The sequence below is a fragment of the Aureicoccus marinus genome (genome assembly GCF_002954325.1).
In the GTDB taxonomy this organism is placed as follows: Bacteria; Bacteroidota; Bacteroidia; order Flavobacteriales; family Flavobacteriaceae; genus Aureicoccus; species Aureicoccus marinus.
The window spans coordinates 354,584-378,435 of record NZ_MQVX01000001.1; the positions used below are offsets into that span (position 1 = coordinate 354,584).

The following is a 23,852-nucleotide window of genomic DNA, read 5'->3' on the forward strand; positions in this document are numbered from 1 at the left end:
ATACGGCCTAACACCAAGCGTAGTCCTTTTTAAACTGCGACCTTGTGGGTTCTCAAGGCGTCATTCAAAGAGGTCTTTTTGTCCGTACTCTCTTTTCTTTTCCCGATGATCAAGGCACAGGGCACTTGGTAATCACCTGCGGGAAAAGTCTTTGTATAGCTCCCTGGTATAACAACTGACCTGGCAGGAACCCTACCCTTGTACTCTACAGGTTCCGATCCACTGACATCGATGATCTTAGTAGAGGCCGTTAAGACCACGTTGGCCCCAAGAACCGCTTCTTGCTCTACGCGTACACCTTCTACCACAATACAGCGAGATCCAACGAATACGTTGTCTTCGATGATTACCGGTGCGGCTTGAAGAGGCTCCAGCACTCCTCCAATACCAACACCACCACTCAAGTGGACGTTTTTTCCGATTTGGGCGCAGCTACCAACCGTAGCCCAAGTATCAACCATAGTCCCTTCATCGACATAGGCGCCAATATTGACATAACTCGGCATGAGGATAGTGGAGGGAGCAATGAAGGCTCCGTGCCTTGCAACCGCGTGGGGAACCACACGAACTCCTTGTGATTTATAATCTTTCTTGAGCGGAATCTTATCATGAAATTCAAAAATTCCAACTTCTAGGGTTTCCATTTCTTGGATAGGGAAATAAAGAACGACTGCTTTTTTCACCCATTCATTGACTTGCCATCCTCTGACGTAGGCTCAGCACAGCGCAATTGGCCCTTGTCCAGGGCTTCGAGTACTGCTCTGATGGTGGTTTTCACCTCTTCTTTTTGCAAAAGACTTCGGTCTTCCCAAGCCGCTTCAATGGTTGATTTGTATTCGTTCATTTCCGAAAATTTGGGGCAAAGATAGGGTGCTTTGGGTCGAAAAATGCAGGCTTTTATAGAGATTACAAAATTGATTTATTTTTGTGGAAAAGTGAAGCTTGTCAAGACTCTTAGCGCTCGATTATGGCAAAGTAAGAACAGGGGTAGCCGCCACTGATGAAGGGCGGATAATCGCGAGTGGACTGCCGACGGTAGCCACTTCTAAACTCTTTAACTTTCTGGATAGTTATCTTGCGGAAGAAAAGGTAGGAGCTTGTGGTAGGTCTGCCGGTTCAAATGGATGGGAGTCCATCCGAGTCGGAGGGAGACATTCAGAAATTCTTGCAAAAATTTGTGCAGAAATATCCTGAGATGCCTGTGCATAGACAAGATGAGCGCTTTACATCAAAGATGGCCGCCCAAAGTTTGCGTTTGGGAGGTGCCTCGAAGAAGAAAAGACAAAACAAAGGTTTAGTAGATGAGATCAGCGCGGTCCTGATTCTACAGGCCTTTATGGATAAAAACCCCTTTTGATACCTGCGGGATCAGAATTGTAACTGTTATATGGTATTACCTATTGTCGCCTATGGCGATCCTGTACTAAAGAAGAAAGCCGTTGACATCGATGCGGACTACCCAAAGCTGAAGGAACTCATCGACAACATGTGGGATACCATGTACAATGCCCATGGTGTAGGTTTAGCTGCTCCTCAAATCGGCTTGGCCATTCGTTTATTTCTGGTCGATACGGCTCCTTTCGCTGAAGATGAAGAGTTGACTGAAGAGGAGGTAGAAGAGCTTAAGGCTTTTAAGAAAGTTTTTATCAATCCTACTATTGTGGAAGAAGAAGGAGAGGAGTGGGCCTTTAGTGAGGGCTGTTTGAGTATTCCAGATGTCCGAGAAGATGTGTACCGCAAACCGGAATTGGTACTGCACTACCAGGATGAGGACTTTAACGCTCATGAGCTTAAGTTGGACGGAGTTATTGCCCGGGTTGTTCAGCACGAATACGATCACATCGAGGGAATTCTCTTTACCGATAAGCTGTCGAGCTTAAAAAAACGGCTATTGAGAGGTCGCCTGGAAAAAATCAGCAAGGGTAAAATAAGTGTCGACTACAAGATGCGATTCCCGGCCATTAAAAAAGGACGGTCTTAGTCCGATAAGCCCTCTTTTTCCTTAATTTCGTCACCCTAAAATACAGACATTGACACTAGATAAAATTCTTTCAATTTCCGGTAAACCCGGCTTGTACAAGCTGGTGACTCAAACAAGAACCGGATTTGTTGGTGAATCCCTACTCGACGGCAAACGCATTACCGTAGGTTTGAGAAATAACGTGAGTGTTCTTTCTGAGATCGCCATCTACACTTTGGAGGAGGAAGTTCCTCTGCGTGAAGTCTTCTTAAATATTCAAGTAAAAGAAAAAGGAGGCGAAACCTCTGTCAGTCACAAAGAGGATAAGCTCAAATTGGAAGAATACTTCTTTGAAGTGTTGCCAAACTATGACGAGGATCGGGTTTACGCGAGCGATATCAAAAAGATCATTCGCTGGTACAACCTACTTCGTGAAAAAGGAATTACCGATTTCTCGGATTCCAATGAAGAGGAATAGGACGATTACTCCTCCGTCCCAAAAACGGGAGACTTGTAGTAATTGATCCCTTCCTTATCCCACCTTTGACGTTGAGATTTTAGCCTTTTCAGGTAGAAATCCCATTCCCTGTGCTCTTGTTGGCTCCAGGCCATTTCGGCATATCCTGCCATTCTCGGATAGGCGAGGTATTCCAACTCAGCTGAATTGGAGACGGTTTCGGACCACAAAGGCGCTTCAAGCCCGAGAATATTCTTTTGCGCTAAGCCGGTGACAGCTTCATCCGGATTCCAGTTGTAGGCTTTGTCTACAGGGATGAATCCCGCCCAAGTCAAACCGTATTCAGAATATTTGTCGTATTTCATATCCAGATAGCTGAAGAAGGCAGGAGAGAGAACGACTTGCATTCCTTGTTCTCCTCCTTTTGCGGCATTTTCGGGTGTTCTCCAGTGTTGTAGTACAGTAGAATTGCCCAGCTTGGCTTGTACAATTTCATCCCATCCCATCATGCGTTTGCCTGCCTTGGTAATCAAGGGTTCAACCCGTTCCAAGAAGTAGATATAGTCCTCTTTCTTGGTCACATGGCTTTCGTCTCCACCGACGTGGAAGAAGGGCCCATCGGTTAATGCAGTAATTTGCTGAATGACATCTTCCAAGAAGGCATAGGTTTTGTCGCTTCTGGTATCAAAAGTGCTGAAGCCCACTCGGGTACCCGTATAAGGCTTTGGGGTTTTTCCGTTTCCGTTGAGTTCTGGATAGCTCACTACGGCCGCATTGGTGTGGCCAGGCATATCGATCTCGGGAACGATAGTGATGTATCGGCTTTTCGCGTAGTCCACCAATTCACGGTACTCTTCCTGCGTGTAGAATCCTCCGGGAGTTCCTCCTACTTCTGTAGCGGCACCGATTCCGGTCAGTTCTGGCCAGCCTTTGATTTCGATACGCCATCCTTGGTCATCGCTCAGGTGCAAATGCAGGTGATTGACTTTGTAATAACTCAATTGATCAAGGAGACGCTTAACTTCATCAACACTGAAGAAGTGCCGAGCCACATCCAGCATCATGCCTCGGTAGGCATAGCGAGGACGGTCATTAATTTCTCCCCCAGGAACCACCAGGATTCTGCGGTTGGCCAGGGTATCGTTGGTCTGATGGGGAATATTCTGTTTCAGGCTTTGTAATCCTCTATAGGCTCCCGCGGGGTCGGAAGCCTCTAAAAAGAGGGTATCCTGCCCGATACGTAATCGGTAGGCTTCACTGCCTCCATCTGTAGGGGGTACAGACCGAATGACTAAAGGTGAACGCTGAGCCAATTGTTCTAAAGGGAGCTCCCAGCCGGTTTGCTCTTTCAATTCAGCCTGAACGCGCTGCTGCAGTTGTTGCCAGGATTTGGATTTGTCTTCCAAAAGAATCGGAGTGAGGCTGTCCAGAGGAAAGGCGCTACTGTCTGCAAGAATTTCGGATGGCCAGGGCAAGAAGGCCGTTTGTTTTAAATCTGTTTTGGGTAGGTTCAGCACTTCCTTCTCTGGAGTGCATTGGCTGAAAAGGCTCGTGCCCAGTAAAAGCAAGAGCGTGGTTTTGATTCTCATAGAGACCTATTTTATCAGATAGGGTTGGAGCACGGTTTTCCAAATCTGGTAGCCGGCGTCGTTCATGTGCAGATTGTCCTCAATGAACAGATCGTTCTTGAGCTCCTCTCCATTGAGCATGGGCTTCCAAACATCGGCATACGCCATATTCTTTTTTCTCTTGGACCAACGGTAAAACCGCTTGTTTAATTTCTGATACTGCCCCTTAAGGGACCACCGGGCAATACTGGGTTTGGCTGATATCAAGACAATTTGGCAATCCGGATTGTACTTCTTGATTCTGCGAACAATTCGACGCATTCTTCTCATGATTCGATCCAGAGATTCCTTCATAAAGATATCATTATCGCCTTCGTAGATAAAGACCTGGTCGGGATAGTGGTCCAGGATGAGGGGGGCTGTATAACCTAAAAGATCCTTTGCTGTCGATCCCCCAAAGCCGGTATTGATGATGTTGTGTTGATCAGAAATTTCCTCCACATTTTTCCACATCCGAATGCTGGAACTTCCAACAAAGACCACCGTTTTTTGGTCAGGATTTAGACTCGGGCGCAGGGAGTCGTACTTCGCTTTAAGGGTTTGAACCTCTTCATCAAAGCGACCTTGGGCCCAAGAAGTTTGAAAAAGTAGGGCTGCGAGGCTAAAAAGTAATAAGGTCTTTTTCATCTAGTCGAGCATAAAAAGGGCGTTGGCCATAAAGAGTTTTCCATTTTCCCAAAATCCTCGGAAGAGCGGATTGTCCACCATAAAAACAACGGATCCACGTCCCATTGGCTGTACGCCAAAGACCAGGGTATTTTGTATGTTCTTTAGGGCCTTACTTCCGGCAAAACCAGAGACCGCTTGTGCGTCACCTTCAAGGTAGGCTACATTTCCGCGGTCTAAATAAGAGAAAGCAGACGAGCCTAGTTTTAGGCTGAAATACTCTTGGTCATAACCGAAGGCCATTGGATGACTGGGATCCACTTTGGTTTTAAAGATAGCGCCTGTTATGGCTCCCATAATGCGGGTACGACTGGTCTGATCAAAAGGTTCTGGCTGTTCGTTTTTATCACCCTCCCCGGAACGATCGGCGTACTCCAGGCCAAAACCGGCGCTCTCTCCGGCCAGGTTATTAAGTGCATTTTCCATCGCGATAAGTCGTCCACCCTGACGCACCCATTCTTTGAGGTCTTTTTTCTCCCGGTCACCCAAAACGCCGAAATAGCGACCGCCAGGTAAAATAAGTACATCGTATTCATCTAGATCGACGCGTTGCCAGTAGTCGGTGTCCAGAACGGTAAGGGGATAGTGCAATTGCTTTTCAAAAAAGTGCCATACCTCCCCAAAGCGATACAAGTTTACCCCATCTCCGCTGAGAACGGCAACTTTCACCGGCTTGATCATTTGCACATAAGAAGAACCGAAGTCCTTTCCTTTGTCCACGTAGCCACTGTTTACGGGGGTAAAGTCCTGTTGGTATTTATTTGAGACGGCTTGTAAGATGGAGGCAAGATTATCCAAATGGTCGTTGTCGGACTGGGTAATGATTAGAGTGCCTTTCTTGTATGAACCGCCTTCAATTTCAAAATCCTTGTATGCCTTGCGAACACGCACCTTTTGTTGCAATAAATCCGCGAGCATACGGGCATCATCCATACTGTTCCAGTCTGCTAGATAGGCGTAGGAAGCGTTTAAAGATGCCGATGTTGTGTTTTGAAAATAAGGAACCTCGGCATGAGTGGTGTCGAAGTTGAGTAAAGAGCTGTTGTTGCTACTGCCCAAAACAGTTTCCGTCGCCATGGCATCCAAACCATAGGCGTAAGGGAGAGACCAGGCGGTGATATCATAGGTCAATGAATCGGTGAGTTTGGGTTGAGGCTCAAAGAGCACCTTAACCAGTTTGCTTTTGGGCTGCCGGCTGTTAACCACTAAAGCCTCTCCGTAGCGCTTTGACCCTCGGACACCGGTTTGGTAGTTGTAGCCTTTAATGGTCCCTGGGTTTTGAATGCTGTATTCAATCTCGTGGTGGTCAAGTAAGGAAGCCAAGGCCTTGACTTGGTCTTTGTTTCCGCTCATGACATAGCTGTTGTACTTGGCGCTCCTGTCCTGGTAGTACTTGGCGTATTCTTGGTTGAGCTTTTCGATGTTGGCCGCCGCAACCTCAACAGTAGACATCCCGGTCGTGTAATGGTGGGCTAATCGGTCTTGTAGGCTTAAAGTGTCTCCATTGCTGTTGATAATCGCTAGCCCGGCTCGGCCGCTTCCCCCTTGCTCATAGGTCATTCCTATGCCACCGGTGTACATGGGGTAAGTATCTCCATAACTCGGGTAGAAGAGATCGAAGCGCTCCTTGGTAAAGTAGAACCAGCCGTTTTGATCAAAATACTTGGCGTGGTTTTTACCGATGGTTCGTTGAAAGCTCCGTTGAAAAGGCGTGATCACTTCGTGCAGGGGTTCAGCTGCAGGAGCAAAGTAGTAAGGGCTATCGACTCCCTGTTCGTGAAAATCTACATGAATATGAGGAATCCACTGGTTGTACATTTTTAGCCGCTGCTGACTTTCGACCTGGGTTAACCAAGCCCAGTCTCGGTTCAAATCAAACATATAATGATTGGATCGGCCTGACCACCATCCTTCCCAGTGTTCCTTGCTATTGGGATCTGTTTGGAAAGGGGTGTTCTTGTATTGATTGTACCAGTTGCTGTAGCGATCACGTCCGTCGGGATTGATACAAGGGTCCATGATGACCACGGTATTCTTAAGATAGTCGGATTTGGAGGTCAACAAATCGAAAGCGGTCTTCATGGCTGCTTCTGTGCTGACGCTTTCGTTCCCATGCACATTGTAGCTCAACCAGACGATGGCTTTGTCTGAACCAGCGGTGCCAGAAGTCTGAGCCAAATGGGCTTGGCGAATTGACTCTAAGTTGTCAATATTTTCTTCGGTCGAAATGTAGGCCAGCAGTAGAGGACGGCGTTCATTCGTGGTGCCATATGAGGTCAACTTCAGCATCCCATTTGAACTTTCGGCCAAATGTTCGAAATAATCGGTCACCTCGTAATGTCGGCTAAACTGAGTTCCTAATTCATATCCTAAAAATTCACTTGGTGATTGGATTTTTTGAGCTTGTACCAGAGCAGTAAAGCATAGCACTAGGGCTAATATCTTCTTCATCAACTAGTTGGAGTTTTTTCTCGATTTAATTTTAGCCAAATGATTTCGGCAGATCCACCCTAATTAACGAAATTTTAGTAAATAAAGGGAGCGGGTACGATATATTTACAAAGTTTTTGCACTCATGCCTTCAGACTGTTTGTCTTTTACTGAAACCTCCTTTCTTTCTCCCCTGTTGAAAGACTATGTTACGCAGAAAAAGGAGCTCCAACCCTTCTACAACCGCTACCCAGAAATAGAATCTTTTCAGGCCCAAATCGCCGAAAAGTCGAATTCTTATAGCCGTTCTTCCAGGGCCATTTTGGTTGATGAAATAAGAAGACAATACACAGGCTTGCAAAAAACGGAAGCTGTCGAAGAGCAACTGCAAAAACTCCTCGAATGCAATGCCTTTACCGTTACCACAGGTCACCAACTCAATTTAGGGACCGGGCCCTTGTATTTTCTCTATAAAATCAGTGCAGCCATTAATATGAGTCAAAAGCTCAATGAACGATACCCGGATCAACATTTTGTGCCGGTGTATTGGATGGCAACCGAAGATCACGATTTTGAGGAAATTAATTTCTTCCATCTCGGAGGACAAAAGATTCAGTGGAACCGTCCTTTTGGCGGGGCTGTTGGACGGATGGACTTGAGTGGAATGGAGGAAGTATTAATTGGCTTAAAGCACTTATTAGGCCCAGGGAAGCACAATACAGCCTTGTTGCAAATAATTGAAGAGGCGTATACGGATTCCCCCAATTTGGCTTCGGCTACTCGTCACTTGGTGCACACTCTTTTTGGGGAGTACGGTCTTGTAGTACTGGATGCTGACTCAGCTGCTCTAAAGACACTTTTTGTTCCGGCCATGCGGCAGGAGTTGGAGCAGCAAAGTAGCTATGAAGCGGTCACAGCAACCAATGAGGCCCTAAAGCAGGTACACTCTGAGTACAAAATTCAGGTGAATCCAAGGGAGTGTAATCTATTCTACCTCACGGACCAAAAGCGTGAGCGTCTGGTTCAGGACAATGGAGGGTTTGCTTTGGCTGACGGTTCTCAGTATTTTAAGAAAGACGCTCTGCTCCAGGAATTAGAGGAGCATCCCGAACGATTTTCGCCTAACGTCATGTTGAGGCCTTTGTACCAGGAAGTGATTTTACCCAACCTCTGTTATATCGGTGGAGGAGGTGAGTTGGCCTATTGGCTGCAGCTGCGAGCCAGTTTTGAATCCTTCCACGTACCCTTTCCGATGTTGCAGCTCAGAAGTACGGTCTTGATCTGGTCTGCCAAACAGGCTGCTAATTGGGAAAAATTGGGATTGAGTCGAGCAGATTTGTTCAAAAAAAGAGAGGAACTGGTGAACTTCTTTGTTCGTAGAGAATCGGCTTTACCTCTCGATTTTTCGGATCAGAAGAACCTACTTGTGGAGCAATTTAAAGCGCTGCACTTGCTCGCCGACCAAACGGATGCTAGTTTTCGCGGTGCTGTAGCGGCCCAGGAAAGAAAACAAATTAAAGGCCTGGAGCATCTAGAAAAACGGATGCTCAAGGCTCAGAAGAAAAAACACAAGGACCAAATTGAGCGCTTGACGGAATTGCACGAAAGTCTTTTTCCGAATGGAAGCTTGCAGGAGCGTTTTGACAACATCACTTCTCACTATCACACCTCGAGTGGACAGTTGATAGACCGGTTAGTCAAGCGTGTTAATCCGCTCGAATGCCAGGTACTTCTCTTGACTTTAGACGCCGATTAAGGCACCAATAATTCCTGTTTCCATCCTTTGTTCTTTCTGCGGTAGCGCAGTCGAAGATGTCCTTCTCTTCTCAGTTGAAGAGATTCGATTTCTTCCACTTTGAGGTGATAAACTGTAAAGTGTTTTCGGCCTTGATCGTTCCATTCCAAGGTCTGTTCTGAATGAGCAACGGAGCCAGGAGGCATGGCTGAGGAGTAATCTCTTCTGGCCCCTTTTGGCATATTTTTCCAAAGGGAATCCAAAATTTCTTCGTCTTCCAGTTTTACACAACGCCCCTTTAGTTGAAGTTGCCAGCGTTTTTTGGGGTGATAGAACAGTGCTGTTGCCTGCCCTTTTTGATGAAGTTGAGTTGCTTTTTCGGAGCGGGAATCCGTGTAAAAAGCGATCCATTGATCTTGTCTGCTCCGTCTCAAGACGACGGTGCGCAGCGCAGGGTATTCCTGGTCGTGTGTGGCCAAAGTAAAGAAGCGAAAAGGGTGGTCCTTTTTTCTAAAACCTTTTTCTAGATGCCTGAAAATCTCCTTAGTGGTGGGGTAGGATTTCGTCATTTTTCAAAAATAATTCAAAATCGGGGTAGGGTAATAACGCTAAGACTTGTTTAAGTATTGAAAATGACTATGAAAAAGGAAGTTTTCTTCCTTAGTCAACTGTGAATTAGTCAATTCATGTGTTAGGTTGGTTTTGATTTTATTGCAACAAACCCCGGGGTGGTTCCCGGGGTTTATCTTTTTAAATTCTAGGCTTTCTCACTTTGGGCAAATTACTATTTTTGCCCATGCATCAAAAGGTCTTAATTCTCGACTTCGGGTCGCAGTACACGCAGCTGATCGCACGGCGCGTAAGAGAACTCCACATTTATTCAGAAATCATTCCTTTCAACAAGGTGCCCAACACCTTGGATGATTATCAGGCGGTAATCCTTTCGGGATCCCCTTCTTCGGTTCGCTCAGAGCAAGCACCGATTCCTGATTTATCAGAAATTCAAGGAAAAAAGCCACTGCTTGGGATTTGTTACGGAGCCCAATTTTTGGCTCATGCCCACGGCGGCGTAGTTGCTCCGTCGGCTACTAGGGAATACGGAAGAGCCCGATTGGCGGAGGTCAATAGTGCTGATCCATTTTTCAATGGGGTAGAAAAGCAGAGCCAGGTGTGGATGAGTCACAGTGATACCATCAAGCAACTCCCTGCTGAAGCGGAAGTTTTGGCCAGTACCGAGGATGTTGAGTTTGCTGCTTATCGCTTTAATAACCAGACGACTTACGGAATACAATTTCACCCAGAAGTTTACCATACGGAAGCCGGGAAGTTGATAATCAGGAATTTCTTGGTAGACATTGTAGGGATGAAGCAAGACTGGACACCGGATGCTTCGTGGATTCAACCGTTGCTCATTTAAAAGAGAAACTGGGTAGTGATAAAGTGGTCCTCGGCTTATCTGGAGGTGTGGATTCCAGTGTGGCGGCCTTCCTATTGCACAAAGCCATTGGCAGTCAGTTGCACTGCATCTTTGTCAACAATGGATTGCTCCGAAAAAACGAATTCGAGCAGGTACTAGAGCAGTATCAGGGATTGGGCTTAAATGTCAAGGGGGTTGATGCCTCGGCACGCTTTTTGAAAGCTCTTGAAGGAGAGTCGGATCCAGAGAAGAAACGCAAAATTATTGGACGGGTCTTTATCGAGGTGTTTGACGACGAAGCCAATTTGATTGAGGACGTGAACTGGCTTGCTCAGGGAACGATTTATCCAGACGTAATCGAATCGGTTTCGGCTACGGGAGGTCCTTCGGCGACCATTAAGAGCCACCACAATGTGGGAGGCCTGCCCGATTTTATGAAATTGAAAGTGGTGGAGCCACTGAAGCTCTTGTTCAAGGATGAGGTACGACGTGTCGGTAAAAGCATGGGTATGTCTCCAGAAATTTTGGGCAGACACCCCTTTCCCGGTCCTGGACTTGGAATTCGTATATTAGGCGATATAACCGCAGAAAAGGTGCGCATTCTCCAGGAGGTTGATGCCATTTTTATCAATGGTTTGAAAGAATGGGGACTCTACGATAAAATCTGGCAAGCGGGAGCCATGTTGCTGCCTGTGAACAGTGTAGGGGTAATGGGGGATGAAAGAACATATGAAAAATGTGTAGCGTTGCGCGCTGTCGAGAGTACAGATGGAATGACTGCGGATTGGGTTGATCTGCCGCATGATTTTCTTCAGAAAACGTCCAACGATATCATTAATAAAGTAAAAGGTGTAAACAGGGTGGTGTACGATATCAGTTCCAAGCCGCCTGCAACAATAGAATGGGAATGAAAAACAATTGTCTCAAAGCACTCCTCCTTTGCCTACTCATTGCTTTTACCGCTTGCAAGGTAACCGCACAACGAAAATTTAAGACCCATGCTGTTAAGGAAGGGGAAACCCTCCAAAGCATTGCCAAGCGATACGGGGTAACCCCATACTCCATTTTGTTGGCGAACAAAGACGTCAAAAAGGCCACAGACATCAAGCCGAATACCTTTTTGATTATTGACTTGAGCAACAGTACGATCAAGCCTGGACCCATTACTCCACCTGCGAGTACTGGAACTGTTGAGCGGGATACGGTGAAACCGGGTCCAAGCGATTCCAATCCACTGCGCTTTACAGCACACCGAGTCATTTCTAAAGAGACCATTTTTAGCCTGACTCAACAGTACGATATTACGGAAGCCCAACTACGACAATACAATCCCGAATTGAACAGTCGGGGATTGCAGACCGGTATGGTTTTGCAGATTCCTCGGTACCCTAAAGTGGTCGAAACGAAAGCAACAACAGAGCAACCTGAACGAATTGCGCCTTTGCGTTTTATGTCTCACAAGGTTCGTCGGAAGGAGACCATTTTCAGTATCACACAATTGTATGGTATTAAGGAAGCGCAGCTTAAACGATACAATAAATCCTTGTACTCTGAAGCGCTGAAAAAAGGGATGATTCTGCAAATTCCACGCTACCCAACGGAAGAGCAAATCGTCAAAATGGGGTTGAACTTCGACACCATCACGGTTCAGCCAAAGGAAACCCGTTGGAGTATAGCTCACCGTTTTGGAATCAGCCTTGATAGCCTAGCAGCCCTGAATCCGGATCTGCCTAAAAACAGTAGTTACCTCTCGGTGGGCCAACAACTCAAAGTGCCGGTTTTGGTTAAAGAAATGATGGAGGAAACCACTCCATTGTACGAGTCTTACACTGTTCCTACACAAATGACCTTATACAGTTTGAGTAAGCTGTATGAAATTGAGCAAAAGGAAATCCTGCGACTCAACCCCGTCATCGTGCAAGAAGGGGGACTTAAAGAGGGCATGGTTCTTCGCTTTCCGAAGAAAGAAGCCCCAGAACTGGAGCTTACAACAGAGAACTACGTGTACTACCCTGTTAGCGCCAAGCAGAATATATTTAGAATCACGCAGGAGTTGGGGGTTAGTCGCGATACCCTGTTCGCTTTGAATCCAGAACTCGAGGCCGGATTAAAAGAGGGAATGATTTTGAAGTTGCCCAAAGAGAGGGCCCAAAACCTCAATGTGAAAGAAGGTTTGGTCCTGAACCAGATCAACTTGATCGATAGCCTGGATGTCAATGTTCGGCCGCAGTTGGTTTACCTTTTGCCTTTCCGCTTGGATCGGTACGATTTGGCCGATAAAGAAAAGGCAGCACGCCAGCTCAAAGCCCGTACCGATAGCCGCTATGCCATGGGCTTGTATACAGGAGCTATTGTAGCCCTTGATTCGATTAAATCCATGGGGATGTCAGTCGATGTAAAATTTTGGGATACTCAGCGTGATTTAGAGCGCGTAAAGAACCTTTTGGAATCCGATCCTTTAACCAATGCCAGTGCAGTGGTGGGGCCAGTAGATCGAAAACTTCTTGGTGAAGTAGCCATTCAGGCCTCCAAATACAACGTGCCTGTGATCACGCCCTTTTTGGCCGATAGCGAGCTCACTTTACAGAATGTCTATTTTTCGGTTCCGGATGAAGAAAGTCTTCGGGTTAAAATGCTGGATTATTTAGCTTCTAAAAGAACGGATGAGAACATCATTATCATGGCCGATGAAGTGCATATGGCTGTCCGTGATTCTATCTTAAGCCGTTTTCCAGAGGCCAAGGTAGCGGACCTCGTAGAAAATACTTTGGACAGAGAAGCATTCGCCGAAATGTTGTCTGAGGAAGTAGAAAACTGGGTCATTTTGGAAACCGATATGGGCAGTATTGTGGCGAGTATCACTTCTATACTCAACGCAGCAAATACCGACAAGAAGAAGGACGTACGCATGTTCACCACGCATTATGACAATGCCTTTGAGGACAAAGCAATTTCAAGGCCGCATCTAGCGAACCTGAATTTCACCTTCCCTTCTGTTTTTAGGGAAGTGGCTAATGATCAATTTATGGAATCCTACCGCAGTCGATGGGGAGTAGAAGCTGATCGTTATGCGATCAGAGGGTTTGATTTAACCTTTGATCTCCTCTTGAAGCTGGGCTACAAAAACAACCTCTTCCAAACCACGCCTTTCATTGGTGAGACCGAGTACAGCGGTAACCGTTTTAATTACTTCAAGGAGGTAAATAACGATTGGAATTCTGGATACGGAAACAAGGCTTCCTTTATCCTGCGATACAACTATGATCTTACCATTAGCCAGGTAGAAAACGAATGATTCTTAGTTCCCCTCAGCACATAGGAAGTCTAAAGGCTTTCCGGCTATCCCTGTCGAATAGGTGGGGGTGGAAGAAAGGGAGATCACTACCTGTACTGCTTTTAGTGTTGGTTTTGGCTGCTTGTGCAGTCAATGCACAGGAGGAAGAAGGCTTGCCCTGGCGAGAAGAATGGCGTTTGACCTGGGAAGACTTTAAGGGAGTTGTACCTATGGGCACTGTGGCTGCAGCTACTACGGCGAGCGGGATCAGTTATTCCTATCAGGCGGAATGGCAAGGAAGCGGGGATGTTCAGGTTGTTTTTGATGTCAAAGCGCATTTCTACCCCACAGAATCCTGGTACCGCCCAAGTGTTTGCAATGACCATATCTTGAATCACGAACAATTGCATTTCGATATTGCTGAAATATTTGCTCGCAAATTGAGGCAGCGATTGGAGTCCAAAAAATACACCCGCAATATCAAGTCGGAGGTCAAAGAAATATACCAGCAAACCGTACGAGATTTGAGTAAGTTTCAGAAGCAGTACGATCGCGAAACCAACTTCTCCCGCAACCGAGAAAATCAGTTGTTGTGGAATGAGCTGATTGGTAAAATGCTTAACGCCAATACTCCCTAAACATCACAAATACGAAAGGCTTCTTTTAAGGAATTCAGAGGCTTTTTAGCCGTTGGAATGAATTCCTGGGCGACATACCCCTGGAATCCTGTTTCGTAAATGGCTTTCATAATCGCCGGATAATAGAGCTCCTGGTTATCCCCTATTTCATGTCTTCCGGGTACCCCTGCAGTATGGTAATGGCCAAAATACGGATGGTACTGCTGTATGGTTCGGATAATGTCTCCTTCCTGGATTTGCATATGGTAGATGTCGTAGAGCAACTTGAAGTTGTCGGTATCGAGTCGACGACAGAGCTCCACAGCCCAGAGCGTATTATCAGCCATATAGTCCGGGTGGTTGATCTGGTTAAAGAGCTCCATTTGAATGACTACACCGTGTTTTTCGGCCAAGGGAATAATTTGCTTAAGGCCTTCAACACAATGTTGTAGTCCAACTAAATCGTTCATCCCATCCCGGTTTCCGCTAAAGCAAATCAAATTGGTGTAGCCCGCTTCGGCGACCAAGGGAATCATTTTGGTGTAGTTGGCAATCAGTGTTTCGTGGTACTTGGGATTGTTCCAGCCCTCAGTCAAACTGATCTCGGCTCCATTGCACATGGAACAGTGAATCCCTTTTTCTTTGAGTAAAGCCCAGTCAGCCGGTCCAATAAGGTCTATAGCCGGAATACCCCAGTCGACCAGGACATCCAAAAAGTCAGCAAGAGGCATATCGCTATAACACCATTGACAGACGCTGTGGTTGATGTTGTGTTTGAGCTTTTTAAATGCTTGCTCTGATTGGCCTAGAGTCCTCGCCTGAGCGGCAGGGATACTTCCTAATCCGACGGCTGCCACGCCGGCCTTTTGCATAAATTTTCTTCTTTCCATGCTGCTAATGTCTGCTTCAAGGTACACTATTTTACAAGGAAATTGGGCAATGTGAATAAGCTCTTACAGGATTAGTTGCCTGTGCAGTTCAGTTTCTTAACTTTACACCCCGTAAACGAAACTCCACATACTTCTAATGTCTACTACCAAATACATCTTCGTTACGGGCGGAGTAACCTCCTCACTTGGAAAAGGAATCATCGCTGCATCACTGGCTAAATTGTTGCAGGCCAGAGGTTTTAGAACAACCATTCAAAAGCTTGATCCCTATATCAATGTCGATCCCGGAACACTGAATCCCTACGAGCATGGCGAATGTTATGTCACCGATGATGGGGCCGAAACGGATTTGGATTTGGGGCACTACGAGCGTTTTTTGAATGTCCGTACTTCCCAGGCAAATAATGTAACCACTGGACGTATTTACCAAAGTGTTATTCAGAAGGAACGCCGTGGAGAGTTTCTTGGAAAAACGGTACAAGTAGTTCCGCATATCACCAACGAAATCAAAGACCGTATTCAACTCTTGGGAAAGAGTGGAGAATACGATATCGTCATTACCGAAATCGGGGGAACTGTCGGGGATATCGAATCCCTACCTTATATAGAAGCGGTTCGTCAATTGCTTTGGGAATTGGGGGATCAAAATGGAATTGTGATCCACTTGACCTTGGTTCCTTTTCTTTCCGCAGCTGGGGAACTTAAAACCAAGCCTACACAACACTCAGTGAAGACCTTGATGGAAAGTGGGATCAAGGCCGATATTTTGGTTTGCCGTACCGAGCATGAAATTTCCGCGGAGAAACGCGAAAAGCTCGCGCTTTTCTGTAACGTACAAAAAGAGGCGGTAATTCAGTCGATCGATGCTTCTACCATCTATGAAGTGCCTCTGCTAATGCAGCAAGAAGGCTTGGATAAGGTCACCCTAAAGCGTTTGGGACTTTCGGATGAGGCTCAGCCCGATCTTCAGAACTGGAATCAGTTTCTTACCAGGCACAAGAACCCCAAGGCCAATGTGACCATTGGGTTGATTGGGAAATACGTGGAGTTGCAGGACTCTTACAAGTCGATCTTGGAGTCCTTTATCCATGCTGGGGCTCAGAACGAGGTCAAAGTAAAGGTGCGCAGTATTCACTCCGCCCACTTGAAAAAAGAGAACCTCGAAAAAGAACTGAGTGGGCTTGACGGAATTCTCGTGGCACCAGGTTTTGGTGAACGCGGTTTGGAAGGCAAAATCCTGGCCGTTCAATACGCCCGTGAAAAGCAAATCCCCTTCTTGGGAATCTGTTTGGGGATGCAAATGGCCGTCATTGAATACGCCAGAAATGTTTTGGGACTAAGCGAAGCCAATACAGCCGAGATGAAACCGGACAGTCCGCACCCGGTCATCAACCTGATGGAAGAGCAGAAGAGTGTAACCGATAAAGGAGGGACCATGCGTCTTGGTGCCTGGAAGTGTCAGTTAAAAGAAGGTACACTAGCGCAGGAAGTCTACGGAGAAAGCGACATCACTGAACGTCACCGCCACCGCTTTGAATTCAATAATGCTTACCTGGAGAAGCTGGAGGCTGCCGGTATGAAAGCTTCCGGAATCAATCCAGACACCGGACTGGTGGAGGTAGTTGAAATCCCGGAACACCCTTGGTTTATTGGGGTACAGTATCACCCGGAGTACAAGAGTACTGTGGCCAATCCACATCCTCTCTTCGTCGGCTTTGTCAAGGCGGTCTATACCCACAAACAAAAACAAACTAATGCCAGTTTGGCATAGAGCCCTTGTTTGGGCCTATATTTGCGCTTTGTAAGCAGGCCCTTCAGGAGAAGCTGAAGAAGCCCTTACATTCTACAAAGAACACATGGAAGAAAGAACACTAGACAAAAAGTCCATCATTGGGTTTGTCCTTATGGCCCTGATCATGATGGTTTGGTTGTATTTAAACCGACCTTCAGACGCTGAGCTGGCTGAACAACAAGAAAAGCAAAAGCAGGAACAGCTTGCCGCTGAACAAGAAAATCAGGTGGCAGAGCTTCCAGTAGTCAAGCCCACCTTACCGCAGGTCGATACGGCAGATTCGGTCTCTATGGCTCAGTACCAAAGCCGTGTAGGGCGCTTTGCGGCAACGGCAGTGCAAGAAGGCTCTACTGTTCTCGAGAATGAACTTTTGCGATTGGTCGTCGACCACCGAGGAGGACAAATCATTGAAGCGAAGCTGAAGAATTTTGTCGATCACGATTCGGTTCCGATTTACCTGATCAATGAAGGCAATGCCAATTTTGATATTCAATTCTCAACCAGCGACAATAGAGTACTCAGTACTTCTGAACTCTATTTTGAGCCGGAAGTGAGTCAGAAAGACGGTAACCGTATTTTGACCCTCCGAGCAAAGGCCGGCCCTTCTCAATTCCTGGAGTACCAGTACAGTGTGAAGCCGGGCGAGTATTTGGTGGATTTCGTAGTGCGTTCCCAAGGACTTCGAGATGTATTCAATACCGCCAAGCCCGTAACCCTGGACTGGAAGCTCAAGGGAATTCGTCACGACAAGAGTATCCGTTACGAGAACAGGTACACCCGACTGACCTATATGCACGATGGTCGGGTCAGTAAACTTTCTGATAGTAGTGAAGAGGATGACGATGAAGAAGAATTGATTCAGTGGGTGTCTTACCGTCAACACTTTTTTAGCTCCATCCTCGCTTCTAAAACCGCCTTTAGTGGAGCCAAGATGTTCTCAAAAAACCTGGTGGAGGAAGAAGACAAAGAACAAAAGTTTACTAAAGAGTACCACAGTATTATACCATTAGAGTTGCAAGCGGGGGAATTGGCCCAAAGCATGAACTGGTATTTTGGTCCGACAGATGCCCAGGAATTGAAGCAGTACTCCGAGTTGGAACTGGTCGAATCCATTCCTTTTGGATGGGGAATCTTCGGATGGATTAACCGTTATATTTTTAATCCCTTCTATTCGTGGTTGAGCTCGTTCTTGCCTTTTGGTATTGCTATTATTGTAATGACGATTGTTGTTCGACTTCTGCTCTCTCCGGTTACGTATAAGTCTTATTTGTCCCAGGCCAAGATGAAAGTCCTCAAGCCAGAGATCACTGAGATCAATGACAAGTACAAGGACAACGCCATGAAGAAACAGCAAGAGACTATGAAGCTGTACAACAAGGCTGGGGTAAGCCCAATGAGTGGTTGTGTACCTGCCTTACTGCAGTTGCCGATCTTCTACGCCTTATTTATGTTTTTCCCGACTTCTTTCGCCTTGAGACAGAAGTCCTTCCTGTGGGCGGAAGACCTTTCTTCTTACGACACCATACTGGAATTGCCCTTTTCTATTCCCTTTTATGGAGACCACGTAAGCCTGTTCCCGATCTTGGCGTCCATCGCCATTTTCATCTACATGAATATGACTACGGGTCAGAGTATGCAGATGCAGCAGCAGCCGGGGATGCCGAATATGAAGTTCATTATGTATTTATCGCCCGTCATGATGTTGTTCTTCTTCAATAACTACGCAAGTGGTTTGAGTTTGTACTACTTCATTTCGAACTTGATTACCATCTTCATTATGTTGGTCATTAAGAATTACATCATCGATGAGCAAAAGATTCATTTGCAGATCGAGGCGAATAAGAAGAAACCTAAAAAGGAGAATAAGTTTCAGAAGCGTATGCGTGAGTTGATGGAAGAGGCGGAAGCGCAGAAGAAACAAGGTCAGCCACAGATCTCTTTAAAGGGAAAGAAACCAAACAAAGGGGCTAAAAAATAAAAAGCCCCTCCGGTGAGGGAGGGACTTTTACCACTACAAGGTTTAGTTTGGAAAGATTCGGGACTGTAAAGATGCAGCCGAATTCCTTTTAAAAAAAAAGTTTAGTTGTGAGAGGTGGATTTCTGTAGGGAAAAGAACCCTATTCTGATGTGACATCGATGAACTGCAAACCCCAGTAAAATCAATGCATTTCATCGATTCGACGAACTACACTTTTTATCGATAAACGACTCGACGAACGGTATTCAAAAGAAAACCGCTGGAGATCATCCAGCGGTTTTTGTTGTTAAGTGCTCTTTTTAAGCACATTAGGAGATTTCCTAATGAATTAATTTGAAGTGTCTGGAATAAGAACGGTATTGATTACGTGAATCACGCCGTTGTTGGCTTGTACATCAACAACTACAATTCCAATACCAGCATTTCCGGCACCGTCAGTGACTTCAGCGATGTTTGGCGCAGTACCAGGTAGGTTAATCGTAATGGCGTCTCCTTCTAGGGTAGCAGGAGCAATTCCATCAGTCAAATCACCACTGCGAACATTGAGCTCGTTCAATACATGGTGTTGCAATACACTCGTCAGCAGACCTTCTTCGATATCGTCAACCGTCGTCCAGTCCATATTGCTGTCGAGTAAAGTCTGGAAAGCGTCAGCTGTTGGAGCGAATACCGTAAAGGGTCCTGTACCTGAAAGAACACTTACAAAATCGGTTCCAGGAGTAGCTGTAGTCAAGGCTTCAACCAAAGGAGCGAATGTAGGATCAGCAGCGGCAAAAGTGACAACAGTAGGCAGGTCGATAACTTCATTTACGGCGTGAACTACTCCATTAGTCGCCACGATATCAGCAGCAGCAACCGTGCTGTTTCCATTGATCATCACCCCGTTGTCAATATTGATGTATTGACTCAGGTTATCTCCGTCCGCGTTTGCAGCAGCAGTCGTCACATAGCTATTGCTCAATTCATCAGCAAAGGCAGCGGTACCTGGAATAACATGGTATGAAAGCACATTGTCAATATCGTTTCCGTTCGGGTTGGTGAAGGAAGCAAAAGCGCTGTTTACTGGAGCAAACACAGTGAATAGTTGCGTGTTGTCAGAAAGAAGATCTGTAAAGGTGGTGTTTCCATTCGCAGTCAAAGCGCCTACCAAGGAGCTCAAATCGCTATTGGCAACAGCATGATCGACGATCGTTGGAAGACCAATTACGTTATTTACAACGTGTACTACGCCGTTATCTGCCGTTACGTCCGGAGTAGAAACGGTTGCTACACCGTTAATAACAACTCCGGCAGAAGTGTCAACGAACAAACTCAGATTCCGTCCGTCAGCACCTGCGGTAGAAAGACTGCTCCTGTAGCCTGTCGTCAAGTCTGTAGAGCGATTCGTTCCTGATACCACGTGGTTTAAGAGGATTTGGGTAAGCGTACTCGTAGGGACCTCGTCAAGAGAGTTGAAGTTGTTGGCGGCTAGAAAATCGGTGAAGGCCTGGTTGGTCGGAGCAAACACGGTAAAAGGTCCGTCCCCTTGAAGAGTGGTTACCAAATTTGTACGGGTCAAAGCTTCAACAAGGATGCTTAGGTCATTGTTAGCGCCTGCCAGGTCAGCGATGGTAGTCGCTGTCATTTGCATGTTGTCATCGTCATTGTTGTTGTCACAGCTGGCTAGTGTAAACAAACCGGCCATGGCGAATACTCCAAATAGTTTTGCAATTTTTTTCATGGATTTTGTTTTGAAATGTAGTTGTTAAACATTATGAATATTTGTTTGGACAAATGTGAATCTCTGGTTTTGAGACACTTAGATGATAATAAGGTCTAAAAAACTGATAAACAGTAATTTGAAACAAACGTTTTCAAGACGTATGATTTTCAGCAAGGTTGCTTTTGTTCAACAATAATTAATAAATGTTTAACAAAAAATAAAAATCCTTGACTTTTTTCGTTATTCTTAATCCTGTGTCTTCAGCGCGTAGTTCCCTTTGCAAAGCCTAGCTGCTGAAGCTTATTTTTTGATTAATTTTGTCCTTCCAAATTTGATCGAATGGGACGGATTGTAGTCGGACTTTCCGGAGGTGTAGATTCCAGTGTAGCCGCGTACTTGCTTAAGGAGCAGGGGCACGAGGTGATCGGCCTGTTTATGAAGAATTGGCACGACGATTCAGTAACGATTTCTGATGAATGTCCATGGCTGGATGACAGCAATGATGCCCTGATTGTTGCTGACAAATTGGGAATCCCTTTCCAGACCATCGATCTCAGCGGTCCTTATAAAGAAAGAATCGTTGATTATATGTTCTCGGAGTACCAACACGGAAGAACACCCAATCCCGATGTTTTGTGCAACCGAGAAATAAAATTCGATGTCTTTTTGGATCGAGCCCTTCAGTTGGGGGCTGATTTTGTAGCAACGGGCCACTATTGCCGAAAAGGAGAAACCCAAAATGAGGCCGGCGAAACCGTTTATCAATTGCTCTCTGGAGTGGACGGAAACAAGGACCAGTCCTATTTTTTATGCCAGTTATCTCAGCAGCAGTTATCCAAGACTCTTTTTCCGATTGGACATTTGGAAAAAACGAGGTCAGAGAGATTGCTCGCAAGGCCGATTTAGTAACGGCAGAGAAAAAGGATTCACAAGGATTGTGTTTTATCGGAAAGGTTCGCCTTCCGGAATTTTGCAGCAAAAGCTTAAACCAAAACAAGGGAAAATTATCGAAGTACCGGCGACCGACAGCCAGTACACCAAAACCCTTGAGCTCAGCCTGGAAGGAGAAACCCTCTGGTCTAGTCTGGCCCAGGAGTTTAGCTATACCCCGGAGTCTGGTATAACTGTCGGGGAGCATTACGGAGCTCATTTTTTTACTGTAGGGCAACGCAAAGGTTTGGACGTTGGGGGAACACCGCTCCCTCTATTCGTCATTAAAACGGATGTCGAGAAGAATATTTTGTACACGGGACAGGGCAAGGATCACCCGGGCTTATTCCGCAAGGCTCTCTTTATAGCCCAAGAGGAGGTGCATTGGGTTCGACCCGACCGCGAACTTCCGCTCGGGGAAGCCCAGAAATTCCAAGTGCGTATTCGGTATCGACAGCCACTGCAAGAAGCCACCCTGTACACCACAGAATCAGGAGTATATATTGTTTTTAATGAGGCTCAGTCGGCGATTACCCCCGGTCAGTTTGCAGCTTGGTACGATGGTGAAGAGCTCGTCGGGTCTGGGGTTATCGCTTAATTGATTTATCTTTCCTTAAAAGCATTCGTATGACAACTTCGGAGCCCCAGCGCGTTCGGGATTTATTAGGTATTCATTATCCTCTTATTCAAGGGGGTATGATATGGGCCAGCGGCTGGAAACTGGCTTCAGCTGTTTCGAATGCCGGTGGATTGGGCCTGCTCGGAGCTGGGAGTATGTACCCGGATGTCTTGGAGGAGCACATTCAAAAGTGCAAAGCGGCCACAGACAAGGTCTTTGGCGTCAATGTTCCCTTGCTCTATCCGAATATTGAAGAATTGATGGAGATTATTCTCCGAGAAAAAATCCCCGTGGTCTTTACCTCAGCCGGAAATCCGAAAACCTGGACTTCAACCCTAAAGCAGGCCGGTGTTAAAGTGATTCATGTGGTCAGTAGTGTAAAGTTCGCTTTAAAAGCCCAAGACGCTGGTGTTGACGCTGTGGTTGCAGAAGGATTCGAAGCGGGTGGGCACAATGGAAGGGAAGAAACCACCTCCATGGTTTTGATTCCAGCGGTCAAGGCCGCCATTGATATTCCCTTGATTGCCGCAGGCGGTATAGGAAGTGGTCGGTCCATGCTCGCGGCCTTCTGCCTAGGCGCGGATGCGGTTCAGGTGGGAAGTCGTTTTGTCGCGAGTCATGAGGCCTCGTCTCATCCTGCTTTTAAAGAGGAAGTCATCAAGGCCAAAGAGGGCGATACCGTACTCACCCTGAAGGAACTCGCGCCGGTTCGACTACTAAAGAATCCCTTTTATGATGAACTTCAACAGGCCTATGCCGAATGTGCCAGTCCTGAGAAGTTAAGAGAAATTCTGGGTCGGGCCAGGGCTAAGCGGGGCATGTTCGAGGGGGACCTCACCGATGGAGAACTCGAGATTGGACAGGTATCCTGTACGATTAACCGCTTGCAAAGCGCCGCAGAAATAGTGGAAGAAATGGTCGCGGAATGCCGACAACTGCAATCGGTTTCTTACCTCTAAAGAATTCCTTCCAAATCGGTATCAAAGAGCAGTTCTGGATAAGTGGCGTCTTCTAGAATTGCAGAGGTATTTCCTTTGTACTCTTTTCCTCTTAAGCGGTGAGTGGGATGAGCTTTAAGCACGCCTTCCGGGCTGGGCTGTACTATATTCGACAGAAAATCTTCCAAGAGTTCCTCTTCACACTCCCTCAACCAATTATCCGCTTGGTCTTCCTCGAGGAAGACCGGCATACGGGCTTCCTTCATTTTGGGGTTGTTGTGAATTTTGGCCATCATGTCGTTGCCCTTGGTGGTGATGATGGTAAAGCTTCTGATCCATTCCTCATTAGCTGGATTGAGCCAGTCACTGTATAGACCCGCTGCGATCAGTGGACTGTCGTCGGTTTTAGATACAAAAAACGGATAGGTATTCCCCTGAAAATGATGGTGTTCATAAAAGCCTTCCAAATAGATGAGACAGCGGTTGTTTTTAACAGCCGTGCGAAAGGCCGGTTTTTCTGTAAGGGTCTCTGACCGGGCATTCAGGGTGTTGTTCCAAAGTTTCTTCTTGGACTCCTCATTTTTGACCCAATGCGGTATCAGCCCCCATTGTGCGACCGACGGAAAGTCGGGAGAATCCGTCGTGTAGATCAAGAGCTTGGGATGACTGAAACCAGAGGCGTGAAACAAGGGCAAATCCGTATAGGGCAGTAGTTTTTTAGTGATCTCATCAATGGCTTTGAGATCACCTAATCGCTTGGCCTTATGCAGTTGCGTGTGCAGTTGAGTTTTAATGTCGTAACACATCAGAAACAGGGAT

15 protein-coding genes and 4 pseudogenes are annotated in these 23,852 nt (G+C 46.3%); 11 read left to right on the forward strand and 8 right to left on the reverse strand.

Annotated features, from left to right (window positions below; all coding sequences use genetic code 11):
• Nucleotides 1–29: 29 nt before the first annotated feature.
• Nucleotides 30–844: pseudogene (locus BST99_RS01730) on the reverse strand (2,3,4,5-tetrahydropyridine-2,6-dicarboxylate N-succinyltransferase).
• 98 nt (nucleotides 845–942) lie between these two features.
• Between BST99_RS01730 and ruvX the strand changes: the two are divergent.
• From ruvX to BST99_RS01745, 3 genes and pseudogenes are all read left to right on the forward strand, one after another.
• A pseudogene (gene ruvX, locus BST99_RS01735) lies at nucleotides 943–1,357 on the forward strand (Holliday junction resolvase RuvX).
• A 30-nt stretch (nucleotides 1,358–1,387) separates the two neighbouring features.
• Nucleotides 1,388–1,981: a peptide deformylase gene (gene def, locus BST99_RS01740; RefSeq protein WP_105000268.1), complete on the forward strand. Its 594-nt coding sequence runs from the start codon at nucleotides 1,388–1,390 to the stop codon at nucleotides 1,979–1,981.
• A 49-nt stretch (nucleotides 1,982–2,030) separates the two neighbouring features.
• Nucleotides 2,031–2,438 (forward strand): DUF5606 family protein, encoded by a 408-nt coding sequence (locus BST99_RS01745; RefSeq protein ID WP_105000269.1) that lies wholly within the window; start codon nucleotides 2,031–2,033, stop codon nucleotides 2,436–2,438.
• 5 nt (nucleotides 2,439–2,443) lie between these two features.
• Here the strand turns inward: BST99_RS01745 and BST99_RS01750 are convergent, their stop codons facing one another.
• Genes BST99_RS01750 through BST99_RS01760 form a run of 3 tightly spaced genes read right to left on the reverse strand, consistent with a single transcriptional unit; the run spans nucleotide 2,444 to nucleotide 7,162 of the window.
• Nucleotides 2,444–4,006: a beta-N-acetylhexosaminidase gene (locus BST99_RS01750; RefSeq protein ID WP_105000270.1), complete on the reverse strand. Its 1,563-nt coding sequence runs from the start codon at nucleotides 4,004–4,006 to the stop codon at nucleotides 2,444–2,446.
• A 6-nt stretch (nucleotides 4,007–4,012) separates the two neighbouring features.
• Complete coding sequence (locus BST99_RS01755; RefSeq protein ID WP_105000271.1) at nucleotides 4,013–4,672, reverse strand: GDSL-type esterase/lipase family protein; 660 nt, start codon at nucleotides 4,670–4,672, stop codon at nucleotides 4,013–4,015.
• Nucleotides 4,673–7,162 (reverse strand): M14 family metallopeptidase, encoded by a 2,490-nt coding sequence (locus BST99_RS01760; protein WP_105002395.1) that lies wholly within the window; start codon nucleotides 7,160–7,162, stop codon nucleotides 4,673–4,675.
• Nucleotides 7,163–7,286: 124 nt separating this feature from the next.
• Between BST99_RS01760 and bshC the strand changes: the two genes are divergently transcribed.
• The gene (gene bshC / locus BST99_RS01765) at nucleotides 7,287–8,897 is read left to right on the forward strand and encodes a bacillithiol biosynthesis cysteine-adding enzyme BshC (RefSeq protein WP_105000272.1); all 1,611 of its coding nucleotides are present in this window, start codon (nucleotides 7,287–7,289) and stop codon (nucleotides 8,895–8,897) included.
• On the opposite strand, the gene BST99_RS01770 is transcribed toward bshC, so the two are convergent.
• A complete protein-coding gene (locus BST99_RS01770) occupies nucleotides 8,894–9,445 on the reverse strand; it encodes a pyridoxamine 5'-phosphate oxidase family protein (RefSeq protein WP_105000273.1) in 552 nt (183 codons plus the stop codon). The genes bshC and BST99_RS01770 overlap by 4 nt on opposite strands.
• Before the next feature lie 227 nt (nucleotides 9,446–9,672).
• On the opposite strand from BST99_RS01770, the pseudogene guaA reads away from it, so the two are divergent.
• From guaA to BST99_RS01785, 3 genes and pseudogenes are all read left to right on the forward strand, one after another.
• Nucleotides 9,673–11,204 (forward strand): annotated as a pseudogene (guaA, locus tag BST99_RS01775) (glutamine-hydrolyzing GMP synthase).
• Entirely contained in the window at nucleotides 11,201–13,588 is a 2,388-nt protein-coding gene (locus tag BST99_RS01780) for a LysM peptidoglycan-binding domain-containing protein (protein WP_181044126.1), read from the forward strand. Before guaA ends, BST99_RS01780 begins: the two are co-directional and overlap by 4 nt.
• Nucleotides 13,585–14,205, forward strand: coding sequence for a DUF922 domain-containing protein (locus BST99_RS01785; protein WP_105000275.1), 621 nt, complete (start codon nucleotides 13,585–13,587; stop codon nucleotides 14,203–14,205). The genes BST99_RS01780 and BST99_RS01785 overlap by 4 nt, the downstream gene beginning before the upstream one ends.
• On the opposite strand, the gene BST99_RS01790 is transcribed toward BST99_RS01785, so the two are convergent.
• Nucleotides 14,202–15,074, reverse strand: coding sequence for a hydroxypyruvate isomerase family protein (locus BST99_RS01790; RefSeq protein ID WP_105000276.1), 873 nt, complete (start codon nucleotides 15,072–15,074; stop codon nucleotides 14,202–14,204). The genes BST99_RS01785 and BST99_RS01790 overlap by 4 nt on opposite strands.
• A 136-nt stretch (nucleotides 15,075–15,210) precedes the next feature.
• Here BST99_RS01790 and BST99_RS01795 point away from each other — a divergent pair, with 136 nt between their 5' ends.
• Nucleotides 15,211–16,845, forward strand: coding sequence for a CTP synthase (locus tag BST99_RS01795; RefSeq protein ID WP_105000277.1), 1,635 nt, complete (start codon nucleotides 15,211–15,213; stop codon nucleotides 16,843–16,845).
• An 85-nt stretch (nucleotides 16,846–16,930) separates the two neighbouring features.
• Nucleotides 16,931–18,844 (forward strand): membrane protein insertase YidC, encoded by a 1,914-nt coding sequence (gene yidC, locus BST99_RS01800; RefSeq protein WP_105000278.1) that lies wholly within the window; start codon nucleotides 16,931–16,933, stop codon nucleotides 18,842–18,844.
• A 328-nt stretch (nucleotides 18,845–19,172) separates the two neighbouring features.
• On the opposite strand, the gene BST99_RS01805 is transcribed toward yidC, so the two are convergent.
• Entirely contained in the window at nucleotides 19,173–20,564 is a 1,392-nt protein-coding gene (locus BST99_RS01805; RefSeq protein WP_105000279.1) for a fasciclin domain-containing protein, read from the reverse strand.
• Nucleotides 20,565–20,885: 321 nt separating this feature from the next.
• Between BST99_RS01805 and mnmA the strand changes: the two are divergent.
• Both mnmA and BST99_RS01815 read left to right on the forward strand, forming a co-directional pair.
• Nucleotides 20,886–22,074: pseudogene (gene mnmA, locus BST99_RS01810) on the forward strand (tRNA 2-thiouridine(34) synthase MnmA).
• A 29-nt stretch (nucleotides 22,075–22,103) separates the two neighbouring features.
• A complete protein-coding gene (locus BST99_RS01815; RefSeq protein ID WP_105000280.1) occupies nucleotides 22,104–23,054 on the forward strand; it encodes an NAD(P)H-dependent flavin oxidoreductase in 951 nt (316 codons plus the stop codon).
• Here BST99_RS01815 and BST99_RS01820 read toward each other — a convergent pair.
• Complete coding sequence (locus tag BST99_RS01820; RefSeq protein ID WP_105002396.1) at nucleotides 23,051–23,839, reverse strand: SOS response-associated peptidase; 789 nt, start codon at nucleotides 23,837–23,839, stop codon at nucleotides 23,051–23,053. The two genes, BST99_RS01815 and BST99_RS01820, sit on opposite strands and share 4 nt — an antisense overlap.
• Between the last annotated feature and the right edge of the window lie 13 nt (nucleotides 23,840–23,852).

Bases quoted from the DNA above. Each gene is read 5' to 3' on its own strand.
- def (WP_105000268.1), top strand. From the start codon at position 1,388: ATGGTATTACCTATTGTCGCCTATGGCGATCCTGTACTAAAGAAGAAA.
- BST99_RS01750 (WP_105000270.1), bottom strand. From the start codon at position 4,006: ATGAGAATCAAAACCACGCTCTTGCTTTTACTGGGCACGAGCCTTTTC.
- BST99_RS01755 (WP_105000271.1), bottom strand. From the start codon at position 4,672: ATGAAAAAGACCTTATTACTTTTTAGCCTCGCAGCCCTACTTTTTCAA.
- BST99_RS01760 (WP_105002395.1), bottom strand. From the start codon at position 7,162: ATGAAGAAGATATTAGCCCTAGTGCTATGCTTTACTGCTCTGGTACAA.
- bshC (WP_105000272.1), top strand. From the start codon at position 7,287: ATGCCTTCAGACTGTTTGTCTTTTACTGAAACCTCCTTTCTTTCTCCC.
- BST99_RS01770 (WP_105000273.1), bottom strand. From the start codon at position 9,445: ATGACGAAATCCTACCCCACCACTAAGGAGATTTTCAGGCATCTAGAA.
- BST99_RS01780 (WP_181044126.1), top strand. From the start codon at position 11,201: ATGAAAAACAATTGTCTCAAAGCACTCCTCCTTTGCCTACTCATTGCT.
- BST99_RS01785 (WP_105000275.1), top strand. From the start codon at position 13,585: ATGATTCTTAGTTCCCCTCAGCACATAGGAAGTCTAAAGGCTTTCCGG.
- BST99_RS01790 (WP_105000276.1), bottom strand. From the start codon at position 15,074: ATGGAAAGAAGAAAATTTATGCAAAAGGCCGGCGTGGCAGCCGTCGGA.
- BST99_RS01795 (WP_105000277.1), top strand. From the start codon at position 15,211: ATGTCTACTACCAAATACATCTTCGTTACGGGCGGAGTAACCTCCTCA.
- yidC (WP_105000278.1), top strand. From the start codon at position 16,931: ATGGAAGAAAGAACACTAGACAAAAAGTCCATCATTGGGTTTGTCCTT.
- BST99_RS01805 (WP_105000279.1), bottom strand. From the start codon at position 20,564: ATGAAAAAAATTGCAAAACTATTTGGAGTATTCGCCATGGCCGGTTTG.
- BST99_RS01815 (WP_105000280.1), top strand. From the start codon at position 22,104: ATGACAACTTCGGAGCCCCAGCGCGTTCGGGATTTATTAGGTATTCAT.
- BST99_RS01820 (WP_105002396.1), bottom strand. From the start codon at position 23,839: ATGTGTTACGACATTAAAACTCAACTGCACACGCAACTGCATAAGGCC.